The sequence below is a fragment of the Streptomyces sp. NPDC043853 genome (genome assembly GCF_056436025.1).
In genome coordinates this window covers 40,597-57,845 of record NZ_JBWKDJ010000024.1, presented here as the reverse complement: position 1 = coordinate 57,845, position 17,249 = coordinate 40,597, and the positions used below count along the sequence as shown (strand labels likewise).

Annotated in this window: 16 protein-coding genes; 14 read left to right on the top strand and 2 right to left on the bottom strand. The window is 70.9% G+C overall.

Translation table 11 applies throughout. The features are described 5' to 3' along the window. Window positions 1-124 precede the first annotated feature (124 nt). The 12 genes from AC067U_RS36650 (at window position 125) to AC067U_RS36595 (ending at window position 12,753) form a co-directional block, all read left to right on the top strand. On the top strand, window positions 125-664 hold the full coding sequence (locus AC067U_RS36650; protein ID WP_478834192.1) for a LemA family protein: 540 nt from the start codon (window positions 125-127) through the stop codon (window positions 662-664). A gap of 201 nt (window positions 665-865) precedes the next feature. Next, window positions 866-1,777 carry a pyridoxal 5'-phosphate synthase lyase subunit PdxS gene (pdxS, locus tag AC067U_RS36645; RefSeq protein WP_478834191.1) on the top strand — a complete coding sequence of 304 codons (912 nt, stop codon included), beginning with the start codon at window positions 866-868 and terminating at the stop codon, window positions 1,775-1,777. A 13-nt stretch (window positions 1,778-1,790) separates the two neighbouring features. Further along, window positions 1,791-2,384, top strand: coding sequence for a pyridoxal 5'-phosphate synthase glutaminase subunit PdxT (gene pdxT / locus AC067U_RS36640; protein ID WP_478834190.1), 594 nt, complete (start codon window positions 1,791-1,793; stop codon window positions 2,382-2,384). 57 nt (window positions 2,385-2,441) lie between these two features. Beyond that, the gene (locus tag AC067U_RS36635) at window positions 2,442-3,194 is read left to right on the top strand and encodes a YebC/PmpR family DNA-binding transcriptional regulator (protein ID WP_478834189.1); all 753 of its coding nucleotides are present in this window, start codon (window positions 2,442-2,444) and stop codon (window positions 3,192-3,194) included. Between the two features lie 118 nt (window positions 3,195-3,312). After that, on the top strand, window positions 3,313-3,843 hold the full coding sequence (gene ruvC, locus AC067U_RS36630) for a crossover junction endodeoxyribonuclease RuvC (RefSeq protein WP_478834188.1): 531 nt from the start codon (window positions 3,313-3,315) through the stop codon (window positions 3,841-3,843). After that, on the top strand, window positions 3,840-4,472 hold the full coding sequence (ruvA, locus tag AC067U_RS36625; protein WP_478834187.1) for a Holliday junction branch migration protein RuvA: 633 nt from the start codon (window positions 3,840-3,842) through the stop codon (window positions 4,470-4,472). The genes ruvC and ruvA overlap by 4 nt, the downstream gene beginning before the upstream one ends. A 151-nt stretch (window positions 4,473-4,623) precedes the next feature. Then, window positions 4,624-5,685: a Holliday junction branch migration DNA helicase RuvB gene (gene ruvB, locus AC067U_RS36620; protein ID WP_478834186.1), complete on the top strand. Its 1,062-nt coding sequence runs from the start codon at window positions 4,624-4,626 to the stop codon at window positions 5,683-5,685. 164 nt (window positions 5,686-5,849) lie between these two features. After that, window positions 5,850-6,308, top strand: coding sequence for a preprotein translocase subunit YajC (yajC, locus tag AC067U_RS36615; RefSeq protein ID WP_478834185.1), 459 nt, complete (start codon window positions 5,850-5,852; stop codon window positions 6,306-6,308). A gap of 159 nt (window positions 6,309-6,467) precedes the next feature. Beyond that, window positions 6,468-8,327, top strand: a complete 1,860-nt coding sequence (gene secD, locus AC067U_RS36610) for a protein translocase subunit SecD (protein ID WP_478834184.1) — start codon at window positions 6,468-6,470, stop codon at window positions 8,325-8,327. Window position 8,328: 1 nt separating this feature from the next. Continuing rightward, on the top strand, window positions 8,329-9,402 hold the full coding sequence (gene secF, locus AC067U_RS36605) for a protein translocase subunit SecF (RefSeq protein WP_478834183.1): 1,074 nt from the start codon (window positions 8,329-8,331) through the stop codon (window positions 9,400-9,402). Further along, entirely contained in the window at window positions 9,399-9,962 is a 564-nt protein-coding gene (locus AC067U_RS36600; RefSeq protein WP_478834182.1) for an adenine phosphoribosyltransferase, read from the top strand. Before secF ends, AC067U_RS36600 begins: the two co-directional genes overlap by 4 nt. Before the next feature lie 364 nt (window positions 9,963-10,326). Further along, entirely contained in the window at window positions 10,327-12,753 is a 2,427-nt protein-coding gene (locus tag AC067U_RS36595) for a RelA/SpoT family protein (RefSeq protein ID WP_478834181.1), read from the top strand. Window positions 12,754-12,921: 168 nt separating this feature from the next. On the opposite strand, the gene AC067U_RS36590 is transcribed toward AC067U_RS36595, so the two are convergent. Both AC067U_RS36590 and AC067U_RS36585 read right to left on the bottom strand, forming a co-directional pair. Further along, window positions 12,922-14,151: a DUF349 domain-containing protein gene (locus tag AC067U_RS36590; protein WP_478834180.1), complete on the bottom strand. Its 1,230-nt coding sequence runs from the start codon at window positions 14,149-14,151 to the stop codon at window positions 12,922-12,924. 183 nt (window positions 14,152-14,334) lie between these two features. After that, entirely contained in the window at window positions 14,335-15,108 is a 774-nt protein-coding gene (locus tag AC067U_RS36585; RefSeq protein WP_478834179.1) for a peptidylprolyl isomerase, read from the bottom strand. Between the two features lie 155 nt (window positions 15,109-15,263). Here AC067U_RS36585 and AC067U_RS36580 point away from each other — a divergent pair, with 155 nt between their 5' ends. Together AC067U_RS36580 and hisS are read left to right on the top strand one after the other, a co-directional pair. Then, complete coding sequence (locus tag AC067U_RS36580) at window positions 15,264-15,974, top strand: MBL fold metallo-hydrolase (protein ID WP_478834178.1); 711 nt, start codon at window positions 15,264-15,266, stop codon at window positions 15,972-15,974. A gap of 10 nt (window positions 15,975-15,984) precedes the next feature. Continuing rightward, window positions 15,985-17,247: a histidine--tRNA ligase gene (gene hisS, locus AC067U_RS36575; protein WP_478834177.1), complete on the top strand. Its 1,263-nt coding sequence runs from the start codon at window positions 15,985-15,987 to the stop codon at window positions 17,245-17,247. Window positions 17,248-17,249: the final 2 nt, after the last annotated feature.

Genomic DNA, 17,249 nt, shown 5'->3' with positions numbered 1-17,249 from the left:
TCATCGTCCGGCTCGGCACGGCGGTGCCCGGGGGCGGGTGGGCAACCCCCGTCCAGGCCCGGCGCAGCTCGGGGGGTGGAGCGGGCCGCAGGGCGGGGCGGGTGAACCGCTAGAGTCGCTCGGCGTGATCGAAACGGTTGTGTGGATCGTCGTCGGGCTTGCCGTCGTCGGGGTGTATCTCAGTTGGACCGCCGGGCGGCTGGACCGGCTGCACTCGCGGATGGACGCGGCGCGGGCCGCGCTCGACGCGCAGTTGCTGCGGCGGGCCTCCGTCGTGCTCGAAGTGGCCACTTCCGGTGTGCTCGATCCGGCCTCCTCCATCGTGCTGTACGAGGCCGCGCACGCGGCCCGGCAGGCCGAGGAGGAGCAGCGGGAGGTCGCCGAGAGCGAGTTGAGCCAGGCGCTGCGGGCCGTGTTCGGGGATGCCGCGCAGGTGGAGGCGCTCAGGGAGGCCCCCGGGGGCGAGGAGGCGGCCGAGGAGCTGGGGGCCGCGGTCCGACGGGTTCCGATGGCGCGGAGGTTCCACAACGACGCGGTGCGTGCCGCCCGCGCGCTGCGTACGCATCGGAAGGTCCGGTGGTTCAGACTGGCAGGGCACGCGCCGTTTCCGCTGGCCGTCGAGATGGACGACGAGCCGCCCGCCCTGCTGGCGGACCGGCCCTGATCGGTCCGCCAGGTTGGCGAACCGGTGCCGACCGGCCTTGACCAGCCCTGATTGGCCCTGACCGGTCAGCCCGGGCCGGGATTTTGTACCGGATGGCCAAGTTGGCGGGAGCCACCGGCTCCTTATTGGCCCTTGCAGTGGACTGGTCCCGGACGGTTTGCTCGGCCGAGTAGATCCGTACCTTTCGAGTGAGGTCACCCCGTGAGCACGCTTTCCCCCACCCCGCAGACCCCTGAGACCGGCACTGCGCGCGTCAAGCGCGGCATGGCCGAGCAGCTCAAGGGCGGTGTGATCATGGACGTGGTCAACGCCGAGCAGGCGAAGATCGCCGAGGACGCCGGTGCCGTGGCCGTCATGGCCCTGGAGCGGGTGCCCGCCGACATCCGCAAGGACGGTGGCGTCGCGCGGATGTCCGACCCGAACATGATCGAGGAGATCATCGACGCGGTCTCCATCCCGGTCATGGCGAAGTCGCGCATCGGCCACTTCGTCGAGGCGCAGGTGCTGCAGTCCCTGGGCGTCGACTACATCGACGAGTCCGAGGTCCTCACCCCGGCCGACGAGGTCAACCACTCCGACAAGTGGGCCTTCACCACCCCGTTCGTGTGTGGCGCCACCAACCTGGGCGAGGCCCTGCGCCGGATCGCCGAGGGCGCGGCCATGATCCGTTCGAAGGGCGAGGCCGGCACCGGCAACGTCGTCGAGGCCGTCCGCCACCTGCGCCAGATCAAGAACGAGATCGCCAAGCTGCGCGGCTTCGACAACAACGAGCTGTACGCCGCCGCCAAGGAGCTGCGCGCCCCGTACGAGCTGGTGAAGGAAGTTGCCGAGCTCGGCAAGCTGCCCGTCGTGCTGTTCTCCGCCGGTGGTGTCGCCACCCCGGCCGACGCCGCGCTGATGCGCCAGCTCGGCGCCGAGGGCGTCTTCGTCGGCTCCGGCATCTTCAAGTCCGGCGACCCGGCCAAGCGTGCCGCCGCCATCGTGAAGGCCACCACCTTCTACGACGACCCGAAGATCATCGCGGACGCCTCCCGCAACCTGGGCGAGGCCATGGTCGGCATCAACTGCGACACCCTGCCCGAGGCCGAGCGCTACGCCAACCGCGGCTGGTAAGGCAGTAACCCCGATGAACAATCCCCCCGTGATAGGCGTCCTGGCCCTGCAGGGCGACGTCCGGGAGCACCTGATCGCCCTGGCCGCGGCGGACGCCGTGGCCAGGCCGGTCCGGCGCCCCGAGGAGCTCGCCGAGGTCGACGCCCTGGTCATCCCCGGCGGCGAGTCCACGACCATGTCGAAGCTCGCGGTCCTGTTCGGGATGCTGGAGCCGCTCCGCGAGCGGGTCCGGGCCGGCATGCCGGTCTACGGCACCTGCGCCGGCATGATCATGCTCGCCGACAAGATCCTGGACGGCCGTGAGGACCAGGAGACCCTGGGCGGCATCGACATGATCGTGCGCCGTAACGCCTTCGGACGACAGAACGAGTCCTTCGAGGCCCGGATCGACTTCGCCGGCATCGAGGGCGGACCCGTCGAGGGCGTGTTCATCCGTGCGCCGTGGGTGGAGTCCGTGGGAGCCTCGGCCGAGGTGCTGGCCACCTACGACGGCCACACCGTGGCCGTGCGGCAGGGCAACGTCCTCGCCACCTCGTTCCACCCCGAACTGACCGGGGACGACAGGGTCCACGCGTACTTCGTGGACATGGTGCGCGCGGGGGCCTGACCGCATCCCGGTAGGATCTCGGTAGAACACTGTTGGTTACGCGAAGGAGACAGGCGGATGTCCGGCCACTCTAAATGGGCTACGACGAAGCACAAGAAGGCCGTGATCGATGCCAAGCGCGGCAAGCTCTTCGCGAAGCTGATCAAGAACATCGAGGTCGCGGCCCGTACGGGCGGCGCCGACCCGGACGGCAACCCGACGCTGTTCGACGCCATCCAGAAGGCGAAGAAGAGCTCGGTCCCGAACAAGAACATCGACTCCGCGGTCAAGCGCGGCGGCGGCCTCGAGGCCGGCGGCGTGGACTACGCGACGATCATGTACGAGGGTTACGGCCCGAACGGCGTCGCGGTGCTCATCGAGTGCCTCACCGACAACCGCAACCGCGCCGCGTCCGACGTGCGCGTGGCCATGACGCGCAACGGTGGCTCGATGGCCGACCCGGGCTCGGTCTCGTACCTGTTCAACCGCAAGGGCGTCGTCGTTCTGCCCAAGGGCGAGCTGACCGAGGACGACGTCCTCGGCGCGGTCCTCGACGCGGGTGCCGAGGAAGTCAACGACCTCGGTGAGAACTTCGAGGTCATCAGCGAGGCCACCGACCTGGTCGCGGTGCGCACCGCCCTCCAGGAGGCCGGCATCGACTACGACTCGGCCGAGTCCAGCTTCGTCCCGACCATGCAGGTCGAGCTCGACGAAGAGGGCGCCCGCAAGATGTTCAAGCTGATCGACGCCCTGGAGGACAGCGACGACGTGCAGAACGTCTTCGCGAACTTCGACGTCAGCGACGAGGTCATGGAGAAGGTCGACGCCTGATCGGCGGCCTTCCGCGCAGCGGGCCGACGGGGACACACCCCGTCGGCCCGCTGCGTTGTCAGACCTACCGGATAGCCTGCGTGGACGTGTGTGAACGGGTGAGCGAGGGGAGGGGCCGGTGCGAGTCCTGGGGGTGGACCCCGGTCTGACCCGGTGTGGTGTCGGCGTGGTCGAGGGGGTCGCCGGGCGTCCCCTGAAGATGCTCGGCGTGGGCGTCGTACGGACTCCCGCCGACGCGGACATCGGGCTCCGGCTGGTCGAGATCGAGCGCGGCATCGAGCGGTGGCTGGAGGAGTTCCGGCCCGAGCTGGTCGCCGTGGAGCGGGTGTTCAGTCAGCACAACGTGCGGACCGTGATGGGCACCGCGCAGGCGAGTGCCGTCGCGATGCTGTGCGCCGCGCGCCGCGGCATCCCCGTCGCCCTGCACACTCCCAGCGAGGTGAAGGCCGCCGTCACCGGCAGCGGACGGGCCGACAAGGCGCAGGTCGGGGCGATGGTGACCCGGCTGCTGAGGCTGGACGCCCCGCCCAAGCCGGCCGACGCCGCCGACGCGCTCGCCCTCGCCATCTGCCACATCTGGCGGGCCCCCGCCCAGAACCGCCTGCAGCAGGCCGTAGCCCTGCACGCCTCGAAAGGCCGAAGCGCATGATCGCCTTCGTCAGCGGCCCGGTGGCCGCGCTCGCCCCCACCAGCGCCGTGATCGAGGTGGGGGGCGTCGGCATGCTGCTGCACTGCACCCCCGCCACCCTCGCCGGACTGCGCACCGGCGAGCAGGCCCGGCTCGCGACCTCGCTGGTGGTCCGGGAGGACTCGCTCACCCTCTACGGCTTCGCCGACGACGACGAGCGCCAGGTCTTCGAGCTGCTGCAGACCGCGAGCGGGGTCGGCCCGAGGCTCGCCCAGGCCATGCTCGGCGTGCACAGCCCCGACGCGCTGCGGACCGCCTTCGCCACCGGCGACGAGAAGGCGCTGACGGCGGTGCCGGGCATCGGCAAGCGGGGCGCCCAGAAGCTGCTGCTGGAGCTCAAGGACAAGCTGGGCGCCCCGCTGGGCAGCAGCGGCCTGGTCGGCGCCCAGCGGGCCGCGACGTCCGGGCCCGCGCCGTGGACCGAGCAGCTTTCCGCCGCGCTCATCGGGCTCGGCTACGCCGCCCGCGAGGCGGAGTCGGCGGTGGAGGCCGTCGCTCCGCAGGCCGAGGCCGCATTGGCCGAGACCGGCTCGGCGCCCGTGCCGCAGCTGCTGCGGGCCGCGCTGCAGAGCCTGAACCGGGCCCGGTAGTCGAAGCCGGGGGAAACCCCCGGACCCCTGGGTCGGGTCGTCGCACGTGCGGCGCCGTGGGGGCTGGTCGCGTATTTCCCCGCGCCCCCGACAGGACGCACCGCCCGCAGACGTACGATCGCACCGCACGAACACCGAGAAGGCAGACACCGTGAACTGGGACGACGAGACCACCGCCGAGGCGGAGGCGCGGCTGGTCGGCGCGGACGCCGACCGGGACGACAGCGCCGTCGAGGCGGCGCTGCGCCCGAAGGACCTCGACGAGTTCGTCGGGCAGGAGAAGGTCCGGCAGCAGCTCGACCTCGTCCTGAAGGCCGCCCGGCAGCGTGGGGCCACCGCCGACCACGTGCTGCTCTCGGGGGCTCCCGGACTCGGCAAGACCACCCTGTCGATGATCATCGCCGCGGAGATGGGCGCCCCCATCCGGATCACCTCCGGCCCCGCCATCCAGCACGCCGGCGACCTCGCCGCGATCCTCTCCTCGCTCCAGGAGGGCGAGGTGCTCTTCCTCGACGAGATCCACCGCATGTCCCGGCCCGCCGAGGAGATGCTCTACATGGCGATGGAGGACTTCCGGGTCGACGTGATCGTCGGCAAGGGCCCCGGCGCCACCGCCATCCCGCTGGAACTGCCGCCGTTCACCCTGGTCGGCGCCACCACCAGGGCGGGCCTGCTGCCCCCGCCGCTCCGCGACCGCTTCGGCTTCACCGGTCACATGGAGTTCTACGCCCCCGAGGAGCTGCAGCGGGTCATCCACCGCTCCGCCCGGCTCCTCGACGTGGAGATCGACACCGACGGAGCCGCCGAGATCGCCGGGCGTTCCCGCGGCACCCCCCGCATCGCCAACCGGCTGCTCCGCCGGGTCCGCGACTACGCCCAGGTCAAGGTCGACGGCGTGATCACCCGCGAGGTGGCCGCCACCGCCCTCCAGGTGTACGAGGTGGACGCGCGCGGCCTGGACCGCCTGGACCGGGCGGTCCTGGAGGCGCTGCTGAAGCTGTTCGGCGGCGGTCCCGTCGGACTGTCCACGCTGGCGGTCGCGGTGGGGGAGGAGCGGGAGACGGTGGAGGAGGTCGCCGAGCCCTTCCTGGTCCGCGAGGGCCTGCTCGCCCGGACGCCGCGGGGCCGGATCGCCACCCCCGCCGCCTGGGCCCATCTGGGACTCGTCGCCCCCGGGGGACAGGCCGGACAGCAGGGGCTCTTCGGGGCCTGACGGCGCGGAGGTTCGCCCCGGCTGGAACTGCGGTGCCATGCTGGGCGTTGTTCCATCGGTGTGGACTCGCCTAGACTCCGCCGATGCCGACCGTGCAGGTCGGCATGCCCACCCCCGTAGAAATGGCCGCCCTCCGGCGCGGTCGTGCGAAGGATCTTCGTCTCGTGAACCTCGTGACTTTCCTCCCGTTCATCGTGCTCATCGGGGCGATGTTCCTGATGACCCGCTCTGCCAAGAAGAAGCAGCAGGCGGCCGCTCAGATGCGGGACCAGATGACCCCCGGCACCGGTGTCAGGACCATCGGCGGCATGTACGCCACGGTCAAGGAGCTCGGTGACGACACCGTCACCCTCGAGGTGGCCCCCGGCGTCCACGCGATCTACGCGAAGAACGCCATCGGCGCCGTCCTGGAGGACGACGAGTACAACCGCATCGTCCACGGTGTCACCGATGATCTGACCATCGACACGCCGGTCGTCCCGGACGACGCCTCCTCGCTGATCGAGTCCGCCGAGGACAAGACCGAGGGCAAGGCCGAGGACAAGGACGCAGACGAGGCCCCGAAGCTCGACCTGGGCAAGAAGGACGAGCCCAAGGGCGACGCCGAGGGCGGCGCGAAGTAGCGCACCCGGCGGGGGACACCGCGCCGTCCGACCGGCGGCCGCGGAGGTCCTCCGCCCGGTGACCCGTTTCCGCGGGGGGCAGGGGTCCCCACCACACATTTCGTGGCCGTCCGCGCGCTGACCGAGCGCCGGACGGTTGGACAGGGAGATACGACAAAGGTGGCAGCACCGAAGAAGGGCCGGCGGCCCACGGGGGCTCAGGGGAGGCCGGGGCGCGCCCTGGCGATCATCCTGATCGCGATGGTGGCGCTCACCGCGGGGATGTTCCTCTCCAAGCAGACGACTCCCCGGCTGGGCATCGACCTCGCCGGCGGTACGAGCATCACGCTCAAGGCCAAGAGCGAGCCCGGCAAGCCGAACGCGATCAACGAGACCAACATGAACACGGCGGTCGGGATCATCGACCGCCGCGTCAACGGTCTCGGCGTCTCGGAGGCCGAGGTCCAGACGCAGGGCCGCGACCACATCATCGTGAACATCCCCAAGGGGACGAACGAGAAGCAGGCTCGCGAGCAGGTCGGTACCACCGCCCAGCTGTACTTCCGCCCGGTCCTGGCCTACCAGGACATGGGCACGCCGGAGCAGCCGATGCCCACGGCGAACCCGTCGGGCGCGCCGAGCGGAGCGCCCAGCGGCTCCCCGAGCCCGTCGGGCAGCACCTCGGCCTCCCCGAAGGCCGGCGACAACAAGGGCAAGTCGAGTCCGTCGGCCACGCCGTCGTCCAGCGCCACTTCGCAGGGCCGTGCTCTCACCGAGGGCCTCAAGGCCCCCGGCACGCCCACCCCGACCCCGTCGGCGGGCCAGTCGAAGAAGGCAGACGACAACAAGGCGACCGGCTCCCCCGCCCCGAAGCCGAGCGGTTCCGCCCCGGCTCCGAGCCCCTCCGCCCCCGCGGCTGACGCGGGCGCCGCGGCCCTGCAGGCGAAGTTCGCCGCCCTGGACTGCACCAAGGAGGACCAGCGGGCCACCGTCGGCAAGGACGCCAAGCCGACCGACTCCACCCTCGCCTGTGGCAAGCGCGGCGACAGCTGGGGCAAGTGGATCCTGGGCCCGGCCGGCGTCGAGGGCAAGGACGTGACCGAGGCCAAGGGCATCCTGGACTCGCAGCGCGGTGCCTGGATCGTCACGATGAAGTTCAACAACCGTGGCGCCGACAAGTTCGCGAAGATCACCGGTGAGCTGGCAGCGCAGGCCCCGCCGATGAACCAGTTCGCGATCGTCCTCGACGGCGAGGTCGTCTCCGACCCGTCGGTGAGCCAGGCCCTGCCCGGCGGCAGCGCCGAGATCTCCGGCGGCTTCACCCAGCAGTCCGCGCAGGACCTGGGCAACATGCTGTCCTACGGCGCCCTGCCGCTGTCCTTCCAGGAGGACAGCGTCACCACCGTCACCTCGGCGCTCGGCAGCGAGCAGCTGAAGGCCGGCCTCATCGCCGGTGCCATCGGCCTCGCCCTCGTCGTGATCTACCTGCTGGTGTACTACCGCGGGCTGTCGCTGATCGCGGTCGCCTCGCTGCTGGTCTCCGCGATCCTCACGTACTCGATCATGGCGCTGCTCGGGAAGGGCATCGGCTTCGCGCTGAACCTGCCCGCCGTCTGCGGTGCGATCGTCGCCATCGGTATCACCGCCGACTCGTTCATCGTGTACTTCGAGCGCATCCGCGACGAGATCCGCGAGGGCCGCTCGCTGCAGTCCTCCGTGGAGCGGGCCTGGCCGCGTGCCCGGCGCACCATCCTGGTCTCCGACTTCGTGTCGTTCCTGGCGGCGGCCGTGCTGTTCATCGTCACCGTCGGCAAGGTGCAGGGCTTCGCCTTCACCCTGGGTCTGACCACCCTGCTCGACGTGGTCGTGGTGTTCCTCTTCACCAAGCCGATCATGACGCTGTTCGCGCGGACGAAGTTCTTCGCCAGCGGGCACCCGTGGTCCGGTCTGGACCCCAAGCGGCTCGGCGCCAAGCCGCCGCTGCGCCGGTCCCGCCGTTCCACCGCCGCATCCGCCCCCGTCGACGTAAAGGAGGCGTGAGATGTCGAAGCTCGGAGATCTCGGCGCCAAGCTGTACCGCGGCGAGGTCGGGTACGACTTCGTCGGCAAGCGTTTCGTCTGGTACGGCGTTTCCGTTCTGATCACCATCACGGCGATCGTGGCCCTGGCCGTCCAGGGCCTCAACATGGGCATCGAGTTCAAGGGCGGTGCCGTCTTCACCACCCCGAAGACGAGCGTGTCCGTGGCCAAGGCCACCGAGGACGCCGAGCAGGCGTCCGGGCACGACGCGATCGTCCAGGAACTCGGCAGCGGCGGCCTGCGCATCCAGGTGTCCGGCCTGGACACGGCCGCCGCGACCGACGTGAAGAAGCAGCTCGCGACGGACCTCAAGGTCGCCGAGAAGGACATCAACGCGGATCTGGTCGGCCCCAGCTGGGGTGAGCAGATCGCCAACAAGGCGTGGACCGGCCTCGGCGTGTTCATGGTCCTCGTGGTGATCTACCTGGCGATCGCCTTCGAATGGCGGATGGCCGTGGCCGCGCTGGTCGCGCTCATCCACGACCTCACCATCACCGTCGGCATCTACGCCCTGGTCGGCTTCGAGGTCACCCCCGGTACGGTCATCGGTCTGCTGACCATCCTCGGCTACTCGCTGTACGACACCGTCGTGGTGTTCGACGGCCTCAAGGAGTCGACGAAGGACATCACCAAGCAGAGCCGCTTCACCTACGGCGAGCTGGCCAACAAGAGCATCAACGGCACCCTCGTCCGGTCCATCAACACCACCGTGGTGGCGCTGCTGCCGGTCGCCGGCCTGCTGTTCATCGGCGGCGGCGTGCTGGGCGCGGGCATGCTGAACGACATCTCGCTGTCGCTGTTCGTCGGCCTCGCGGCCGGTGCGTACTCCTCGATCTTCATCGCGACCCCGCTGGTCGTGGACCTCAGGGAGCGCGAGCCGGCGATGAAGGCGCTGAAGAAGCGGGTGCTCGCCAAGCGGGCCGCGGCCGCCGCGAAGGGCGAGTCCGCGGACTTCGACTCCGCCGATGGCGAGGGCGGTCCCGAGGTCGTCGCGCAGGGCCGGGCCTCCGGCCGTCCGTCGGGCCGCCGCCGGTGAGCGGGCGTCCCGGGCCGGTCGCGGACGAGGTGCGCGAGCTGCTGCTCAGCCGCATCACCGACGTGCCCGACTACCCGAAGCCGGGTGTGGTGTTCAAGGACATCACCCCGCTGCTCGCGGACCCGGAGGCGTTCTCGGCGCTGACCGGGGCACTGGCGGAGATCGCGGCGGCCTGCGGGGCGACGAAGATCGTGGGCCTGGAGGCCCGCGGCTTCATCCTCGCGGCGCCGGTCGCGGTCCGCTCCGGCATCGGCTTCGTCCCGGTCCGCAAGGCCGGGAAGCTGCCGGGGGCGACGCTGGCGCAGGCGTACGACCTGGAGTACGGCACGGCGGAGATCGAGATCCACGCCGAGGCCCTCACGGCCGAGGACCGGGTGTTCGTCATCGACGACGTCCTGGCCACCGGCGGCACGGCCGAGGCCTCGCTGGAGCTGATCCGGCGGGCCGGGGCCCAGGTCGCGGGCGTCGCGGTGCTGATGGAACTGTCGTTCCTCAGCGGCCGCGTCCGCCTGGAGCGGGCGCTCGCGGGAGCGCCGCTGGACGCGCTGCTCGTGATCTAGCCTGCTCGTGGTCCGGCCTGCTCGTGATCTGGCTTGCCGGTGATCTGCCTTGGCGGTGATCTGGCTTGCTCGTGACCCGGCCTGCTTCTGTTCCGGTCCGCTCCTGACCGGACGCGGGCCCGGCCGGCCCGAGCCGTTCCGCCGAAGCGGCGGGTTCCCCCGGGTGGGGGAGCCCGCCGCTTCGCGTTTCCCGCACCCGGCCGGGCGGTCTCCGGGCGGACGGGCGGGCTCCGCGGAGGCGGCGTCCGCATGACGGCCCGGGGAACGTCTGTCGGCGCAGCTCGCTACCATGGGTTATCCGGACCTGACCGGGGCCCCGGATCCTCCCCCGGACTCAGTCCGGGGGACCCCCAGAGGAGCGCTCTTGCCAGACGAGGTCCAGCCCATCTCCGCCGCGCAGCCCGAGCCGAAGGCCGAGCCGCCCCAGTCGGCCGCGCCCAAGCCGGCGCCGCCCGCCGTGCCGGCCCGCCCCGCGCCGCTGAAGCCGGCCGGGTCCTCCAACCGCGTGCGCGCCCGGCTCGCGCGTCTGGGCGTCCAGCGGTCGAGCCCGTACAACCCGGTGCTGGAACCCCTGCTCCGCATAGTCCGCAGCAACGACCCCAAGATCGAGACGGCCACGCTCCGCCAGATCGAGCAGGCGTACCAGGTCGCCGAGCGCTGGCACCGCGGCCAGAAGCGCAAGAGCGGCGACCCGTACATCACCCACCCGCTCGCGGTGACCACCATCCTCGCCGAGCTCGGCATGGACCCGGCCACCCTGATGGCGGGCCTGCTGCACGACACCGTCGAGGACACCGAGTACGGGCTGGAGCAGCTCCGCCGCGACTTCGGCGACGCCGTGGCCCTGCTCGTCGACGGCGTCACCAAGCTGGACAAGGTCAAGTTCGGCGAGGCCGCCCAGGCCGAGACGGTCCGCAAGATGGTCGTGGCCATGGCGAAGGACCCCCGGGTCCTGGTCATCAAGCTGGCCGACCGCCTGCACAACATGCGCACCATGCGCTACCTCAAGCGGGAGAAGCAGGAGAAGAAGGCCCGCGAGACCCTCGAGATCTACGCGCCGCTGGCCCACCGCCTCGGCATGAACACGATCAAGTGGGAGCTGGAGGACCTCGCCTTCGCGATCCTCTACCCGAAGATGTACGACGAGATCGTGCGGCTCGTCGCCGAGCGCGCGCCCAAGCGCGACGAGTACCTCGCGGTCGTCACCGACGAGGTGATGGTCGACCTGCGCGCCGCCCGGATCAAGGCCACCGTCACCGGCCGCCCCAAGCACTACTACAGCGTCTACCAGAAGATGATCGTGCGGGGTCGCGACTTCGCCGAGATCTACGACCTGGTGGGCATCCGCGTCCTCGTGGACACCGTCCGCGACTGCTACGCGGCCCTGGGCACCGTGCACGCGCGATGGAACCCGGTCCCCGGCCGGTTCAAGGACTACATCGCGATGCCCAAGTTCAACATGTACCAGTCGCTCCACACGACGGTCATCGGGCCCAGCGGCAAGCCGGTCGAGCTGCAGATCCGCACCTTCGACATGCACCGCCGCGCCGAGTACGGCATCGCCGCGCACTGGAAGTACAAGCAGGAGACCGTCGCCGGCAGCTCCAAGATCCGCACGGACGTCCCCAAGGCCGCCAAGGGCAGTGCCGGCCAGGACACCGTCAACGACATGGCCTGGCTGCGCCAGCTCCTGGACTGGCAGAAGGAGACCGAGGACCCGGGCGAGTTCCTGGAGTCCCTGCGCTTCGACCTGTCCCGCCACGAGGTCTTCGTCTTCACCCCCAAGGGCGACGTCATCGCGCTGCCCGCCGGCGCCACCCCGGTCGACTTCGCCTTCGCCGTACACACCGAGGTCGGCTACCGGACCATAGGCGCCCGGGTCAACGGCCGCCTGGTGCCGCTCGAATCCACCCTGGACAACGGCGACCTGGTCGAGGTCTTCACCTCCAAGGCGGAGGGCGCGGGCCCGTCCCGCGACTGGCTGGGATTCGTCAAGTCCCCGCGCGCCCGCAACAAGATCCGCGCCTGGTTCTCCAAGGAACGCCGGGACGAGGCCATCGAGCAGGGCAAGGACGCCATCGCGCGGGCCATGCGCAAGCAGAACCTGCCGATCCAGCGGATCCTGACGGGCGACTCCCTGGTCACCCTCGCCCATGAGATGCGCTACCCGGACATCTCCTCCCTCTACGCCGCCATCGGCGAGGGCCACGTCTCCGCACAGGCCGTGGTCCAGAAGCTGGTGCAGGCACTCGGCGGCGAGGAGGCCGCGGGCGAGGAGATCGAGGAGAGCGTCCCGCCCTCGCGGAGCCGCGGCAAGCGGCGCGGCAGCGCCGACCCGGGCGTGGTGGTCAAGGGCGTCGACGACGTCTGGGTGAAGCTGGCCCGCTGCTGCACCCCGGTGCCCGGCGACCCGATCATCGGCTTCGTCACCCGCGGCAGCGGCGTATCGGTTCACCGAGCCGACTGCGTCAACGTGGACTCCCTCTCGCAGCAGCCCGAGCGGATCCTGGAGGTCGAGTGGGCCCCCACCCAGTCCTCCGTCTTCCTGGTCGCCATCCAGGTCGAGGCGCTGGACCGGTCCCGCCTGCTGTCGGACGTCACCCGGGTCCTCTCCGACCAGCACGTCAACATCCTGTCCGCGGCCGTCCAGACCTCCCGCGACCGCGTCGCCACCTCCCGCTTCACCTTCGAGATGGGCGACCCCAAGCACCTGGGCCACGTCCTGAAGGCCGTCCGGGGCGTGGAGGGCGTCTACGACGTCTACCGTGTGACGTCGGCGAGGAGACCGTGACGAGGGCCTGACCCCGCCCCCAGCCGGAGACGCGAGGGCCCCGGTACGCATCAACGCGTACCGGGGCCCTCTCTTTCGGCGACGGCTACCTCAGCCATCCATTGAGCAACTCCCACGGCGAGCAACCACCTCCGCGAGAGCGGCGCCGGTCAAGGCGCAAAGGGGTGCTCAGCCGCCGAACTCCTCCAGGCCCTTCAGCGCCTGGTCCAGCAGGGCCTGGCGGCCCTCCAGCTCACGCGCCAGCTTGTCGGCCTTGGCGTTGTTGCCCGCCGCGCGCGCCGCGTCGATCTGCTCGCGCAGCTTGTCGACAGCCGCCTGCAGCTGGCCCGTCAGGCCGGCCGCGCGGGCCCGCGCCTCCGGATTCGTACGGCGCCAGTCGGCCTCCTCGGCCTCCTGGATCGCCCGTTCCACGGCGTGCATCCGGCCCTCGACCTTCGGTCGGGCGTCCCGCGGGACGTGACCGATGGCCTCCCAGCGCTCGTTGACGGAGCGGAACGCGGCCCGGGCCGCCTTCAGGTCCGTCACCGGGACGAGCTTCTCGGCCTCGTCGGCCAGCTCCTCCTTCAGCTTCAGGTTCTCCACCTGCTCGGCGTCACGCACCGCGAACACCTCGCCGCGCGCCGCGAAGAACACGTCCTGGGCGCCGCGGAAGCGGTTCCACAGGTCGTCCTCCGCCTCGCGCTGCGCCCGGCCGGCCGCCTTCCAGTCCGCCATCAGCTCGCGGTAGCGGGCCGCCGTCGGACCCCAGTCCGTCGACTTCGAGAGCGCCTCGGCCTCGGCGACCAGCCTCTCCTTGACCTTGCGGGCGTCCTCGCGCTGCGAGTCCAGCGCGGCGAAGTGCGCCTTGCGGCGCTTGGAGAAGGCCGACCGGGCGTGCGAGAACCGGTGCCACAGCTCGTCGTCCGACTTGCGGTCCAGCCGCGGCAGGCCCTTCCAGGTGTCCACCAGCGCGCGCAGCCGCTCGCCGGCCGCCCGCCACTGGTCGCTCTGGGCCAGCTGCTCGGCCTCGGTGACCAGGTCGTCCTTGGCCTTGCGGGCCTCGTCGGTCTGCTTGGCCTTGGCGACCTTGCGCTCCTCGCGGCGCGACTCGACCGCCGCGACGAGCTTGTCCAGACGCTTACGGAGCGCGTCGAGGTCGCCGACCGCGTGGTGCTCCTCCACCTGCTGACGAAGGTGGTCGATCGCGGTCTGCGCGTCCTTCGCGGACAGATCGGTGGTCCGCACCCGCCGCTCGAGGAGGCCGATCTCGACCACCAGGCCCTCGTACTTGCGCTCGAAGTAGGCCAGGGCCTCCTCGGGGGTGCCCGCCTGCCACGAGCCGACGACCTGTTCGCCCTCGGCGGTTCGCACGTACACGGTGCCCGTCTCGTCGACGCGGCCCCACGGGTCGCTGCTCACAGCGCCTCCTCCACCTGATGCCTCCACGGGGATCACCCCTCGGCATCGTCCACAGTTCCTGGGGGCGGGCAGCGCCCGCCCTGCACAACGCAAACATAGGCGACCGCCGGGCCGGCTGTCCGCATCCCGCACGACGGAATATCGGCACGGGGGTGCGGCGGCCGGCCCGGGGCGCCGGGAAGATCAGTTCTTGGCCACCGCCGCCTTCTCGATGGTGACCGCCTTCTTCGGGGCGATGCCGCCTTCGGCGGTGCCTTCCTTGGCGACATCCTGGACGATCTTGAGGCCGGCCGCGTCGATCGTCCCGAACGGGGTGTACGTCGGCGTGAGCGGGCTGTCCTTGTAGACCAGGAAGAACTGGCTGCCGCCGGAGCCCGGCTGACCGGTGTTGGCCATCGCCACGGTGCCGGCCGGGTAGATCACCTGGCCCTGCTCGTTGGGCTTGCCGAGCGCGGTCAGGTTCTCGTCCGGGATGGTGTAGCCGGGGCCGCCCATGCCGGTGCCCTCCGGGTCGCCACACTGGAGCACGAAGATGCCCTCCGTGGTCAGCCGGTGGCACTTGGTCCCGTCGAAGTAGCCCTTGTCCGCGAGCGCCTTGAAGGAGTTCACCGTCTGCGGGGTCTTCGCCGCGTCCATGTCGATCTTGATCTCGCCCTGGTTCGTCTTCAGCGAGAACGTGTACTTCGCCTTGGCGTCGATCGCCATCGCCGGCGAGGGGGACTGCTTCGGCGTGGGCTGGGCCGACGGCGTGCTCGCGGCGCTGGGCTCATCGGAGTCCCCGCTGCTGAACACCCCGCCCACGGCCAGGCCGATCAGCAGTGCCACCACCGCGGCCACGGCCGCGCTGATCACCGCCGTCCGCCTGCGCGTCTTGCGCCGGACCTCGGCGCGGCGCTGCTGCTGACGCTCGTACTTCTCCCTGGCGAGCTGACGCCGCCGCTGATCGCTCGTGACCACCTGGGTCGTCTCCTTGTGCGTGTCCGGTACCAATGTGCGGGCAGGGTCAGGCCGTACCGTATATGGGTTCGCTGTGTGATGAGCGGCGCCGGTACGCTCTGATCTGCAGCATTTCCCGCTGAACCGCCCAGCCGAGACCGACGTGAGGGACGAACGTGCTGATTGCCGGATTCCCCGCCGGGGCCTGGGGCACCAACTGCTACCTGGTCGCCCCCGCCGCCGGTGAGGAGTGCGTCATCATCGACCCGGGCCACCAAGCCGCCCAGGGAGTCGAGGAGACGCTGAAGAAGCATCGGCTCAAGCCCGTCGCGGTCGTCCTGACCCACGGCCACATCGACCATGTGGCCTCGGTGGTCCCGGTGTGCGGGGCGCACGACGTTCCCGCCTGGATCCACCCCGAGGACCGCTACATGCTGAGCGACCCGGAGAAGGCCCTCGGCCGCTCCATCGGGATGCCGCTGATGGGCGAACTGACCGTGGGGGAGCCGGACGACGTCCGCACGCTGACCGACGGCAGCAGCCTGGAGCTGGCCGGTCTGGAGTTCTCGGTCGCGCACGCACCGGGCCATACCAAGGGGTCGGTGACCTTCCGGATGCCGGAGGCGGCTGACATCCCGCCCGTCTTCTTCTCCGGTGATCTGCTCTTCGCCGGCTCCATCGGACGCACCGACCTGCCCGGCGGCTCCCACGCCGAGATGCTCGAGTCGCTGGCCCGCGTGTGCCTGCCGCTCGAGGACTCGACCGTGGTGCTGTCCGGCCACGGTCCCCAGACCACCATCGGCCGTGAGCGCGCGACCAACCCCTACCTCAGGGAAGTCGCCGCCGGCCTGGGGGACGGCACGGCCGCCCCACGACGAGGAATGTGACGAGACTACGTTGAGCACCTTCAAGGCCCCCAAGGGCACGTACGACCTGATCCCGCCGTACTCCGCCAAGTACCTGGCGGTCCGCGAGGCCATCTCCGGCCCGCTGCGCACGTCGGGTTACGGATACATCGAGACCCCCGGCTTCGAGGACGTCAACCTCTTCGCGCGCGGTGTCGGCGAATCCACCGACATCGTCACCAAGGAGATGTACGCCTTCGAGACCAAGGGCGGCGACAAGCTCGCCCTGCGCCCCGAGGGCACCGCCTCCGTGCTGCGCGCCGCCCTGGAGGCGAGCCTGCACAAGCAGGGCAACCTGCCGGTCAAGCTCTGGTACTCCGGCTCGTACTACCGCTACGAGCGCCCGCAGAAGGGCCGCTACCGCCACTTCTCGCAGGTGGGTGCCGAGGCGATCGGCGCCGAGGACCCGGCCCTGGACGCCGAGCTGATCATCCTCGCCGACCAGGCGTACCGCTCGCTGGGCCTGCGGAACTTCCGGATCCTGCTGAACTCGCTGGGCGACAAGGAGTGCCGCCCGGTGTACCGGGAGGCGCTGCAGACCTTCCTGCGCGGGCTGGACCTGGACGAGGAGACCCTGCGCCGGGCCGAGATCAACCCGCTGCGGGTGCTCGACGACAAGCGCGCGGACGTGCAGAAGCAGCTGGTCGACGCGCCGCTGCTGCGCGACTACCTGTGCGACGCCTGCAAGGCGTACCACGAGGAGGTGCGCGCGCTGGTCACCGCCGCGGGCGTGGCCTTCGAGGACGACGTCAAGCTGGTCCGCGGCCTGGACTACTACACCCGTACCACCTTCGAGTTCGTGCACGACGGCCTGGGCGCCCAGTCCGCGGTCGGCGGCGGCGGCCGCTACGACGGACTGTCCGAGATGATCGGCGGCCCGGCGCTGCCGTCCGTCGGCTGGGCGCTCGGCGTGGACCGCACCGTGCTGGCGCTGGAGGCCGAGGGCATCGAGCTGGACATCCCGGCCGCCACCAGCGTGTTCGCCGTGGCCATCGGCGACGAGGCCCGGCGGCTGCTGTTCGCCAAGGTCACCGAGCTGCGCCGGGCCGGCATCGCCGCCGACTTCGGCTACGGAGGCAAGGGCCTCAAGGGCGCCATGAAGGACGCGAACCGCAGCGGTGCGCGGCTGACCGTGGTCGCCGGGGAGCGGGACCTCGCCGAGGGCGTCGTCCAGCTCAAGGACATGGAGTCCGGCGAGCAGAGCGCCGTACCGGTCGACGGGCTCGTCGAGGCGGTCCGCGCCAAGCTGGCCTGACC

What these genes read in the sequence shown, in the direction of transcription:
- pdxT (WP_478834190.1), top strand. Translation starts at nt 1,791, where the DNA reads ATGAACAATCCCCCCGTGATAGGCGTCCTGGCCCTGCAGGGCGACGTC.
- AC067U_RS36635 (WP_478834189.1), top strand. Translation starts at nt 2,442, where the DNA reads ATGTCCGGCCACTCTAAATGGGCTACGACGAAGCACAAGAAGGCCGTG.
- ruvA (WP_478834187.1), top strand. Translation starts at nt 3,840, where the DNA reads ATGATCGCCTTCGTCAGCGGCCCGGTGGCCGCGCTCGCCCCCACCAGC.
- secF (WP_478834183.1), top strand. Translation starts at nt 8,329, where the DNA reads ATGTCGAAGCTCGGAGATCTCGGCGCCAAGCTGTACCGCGGCGAGGTC.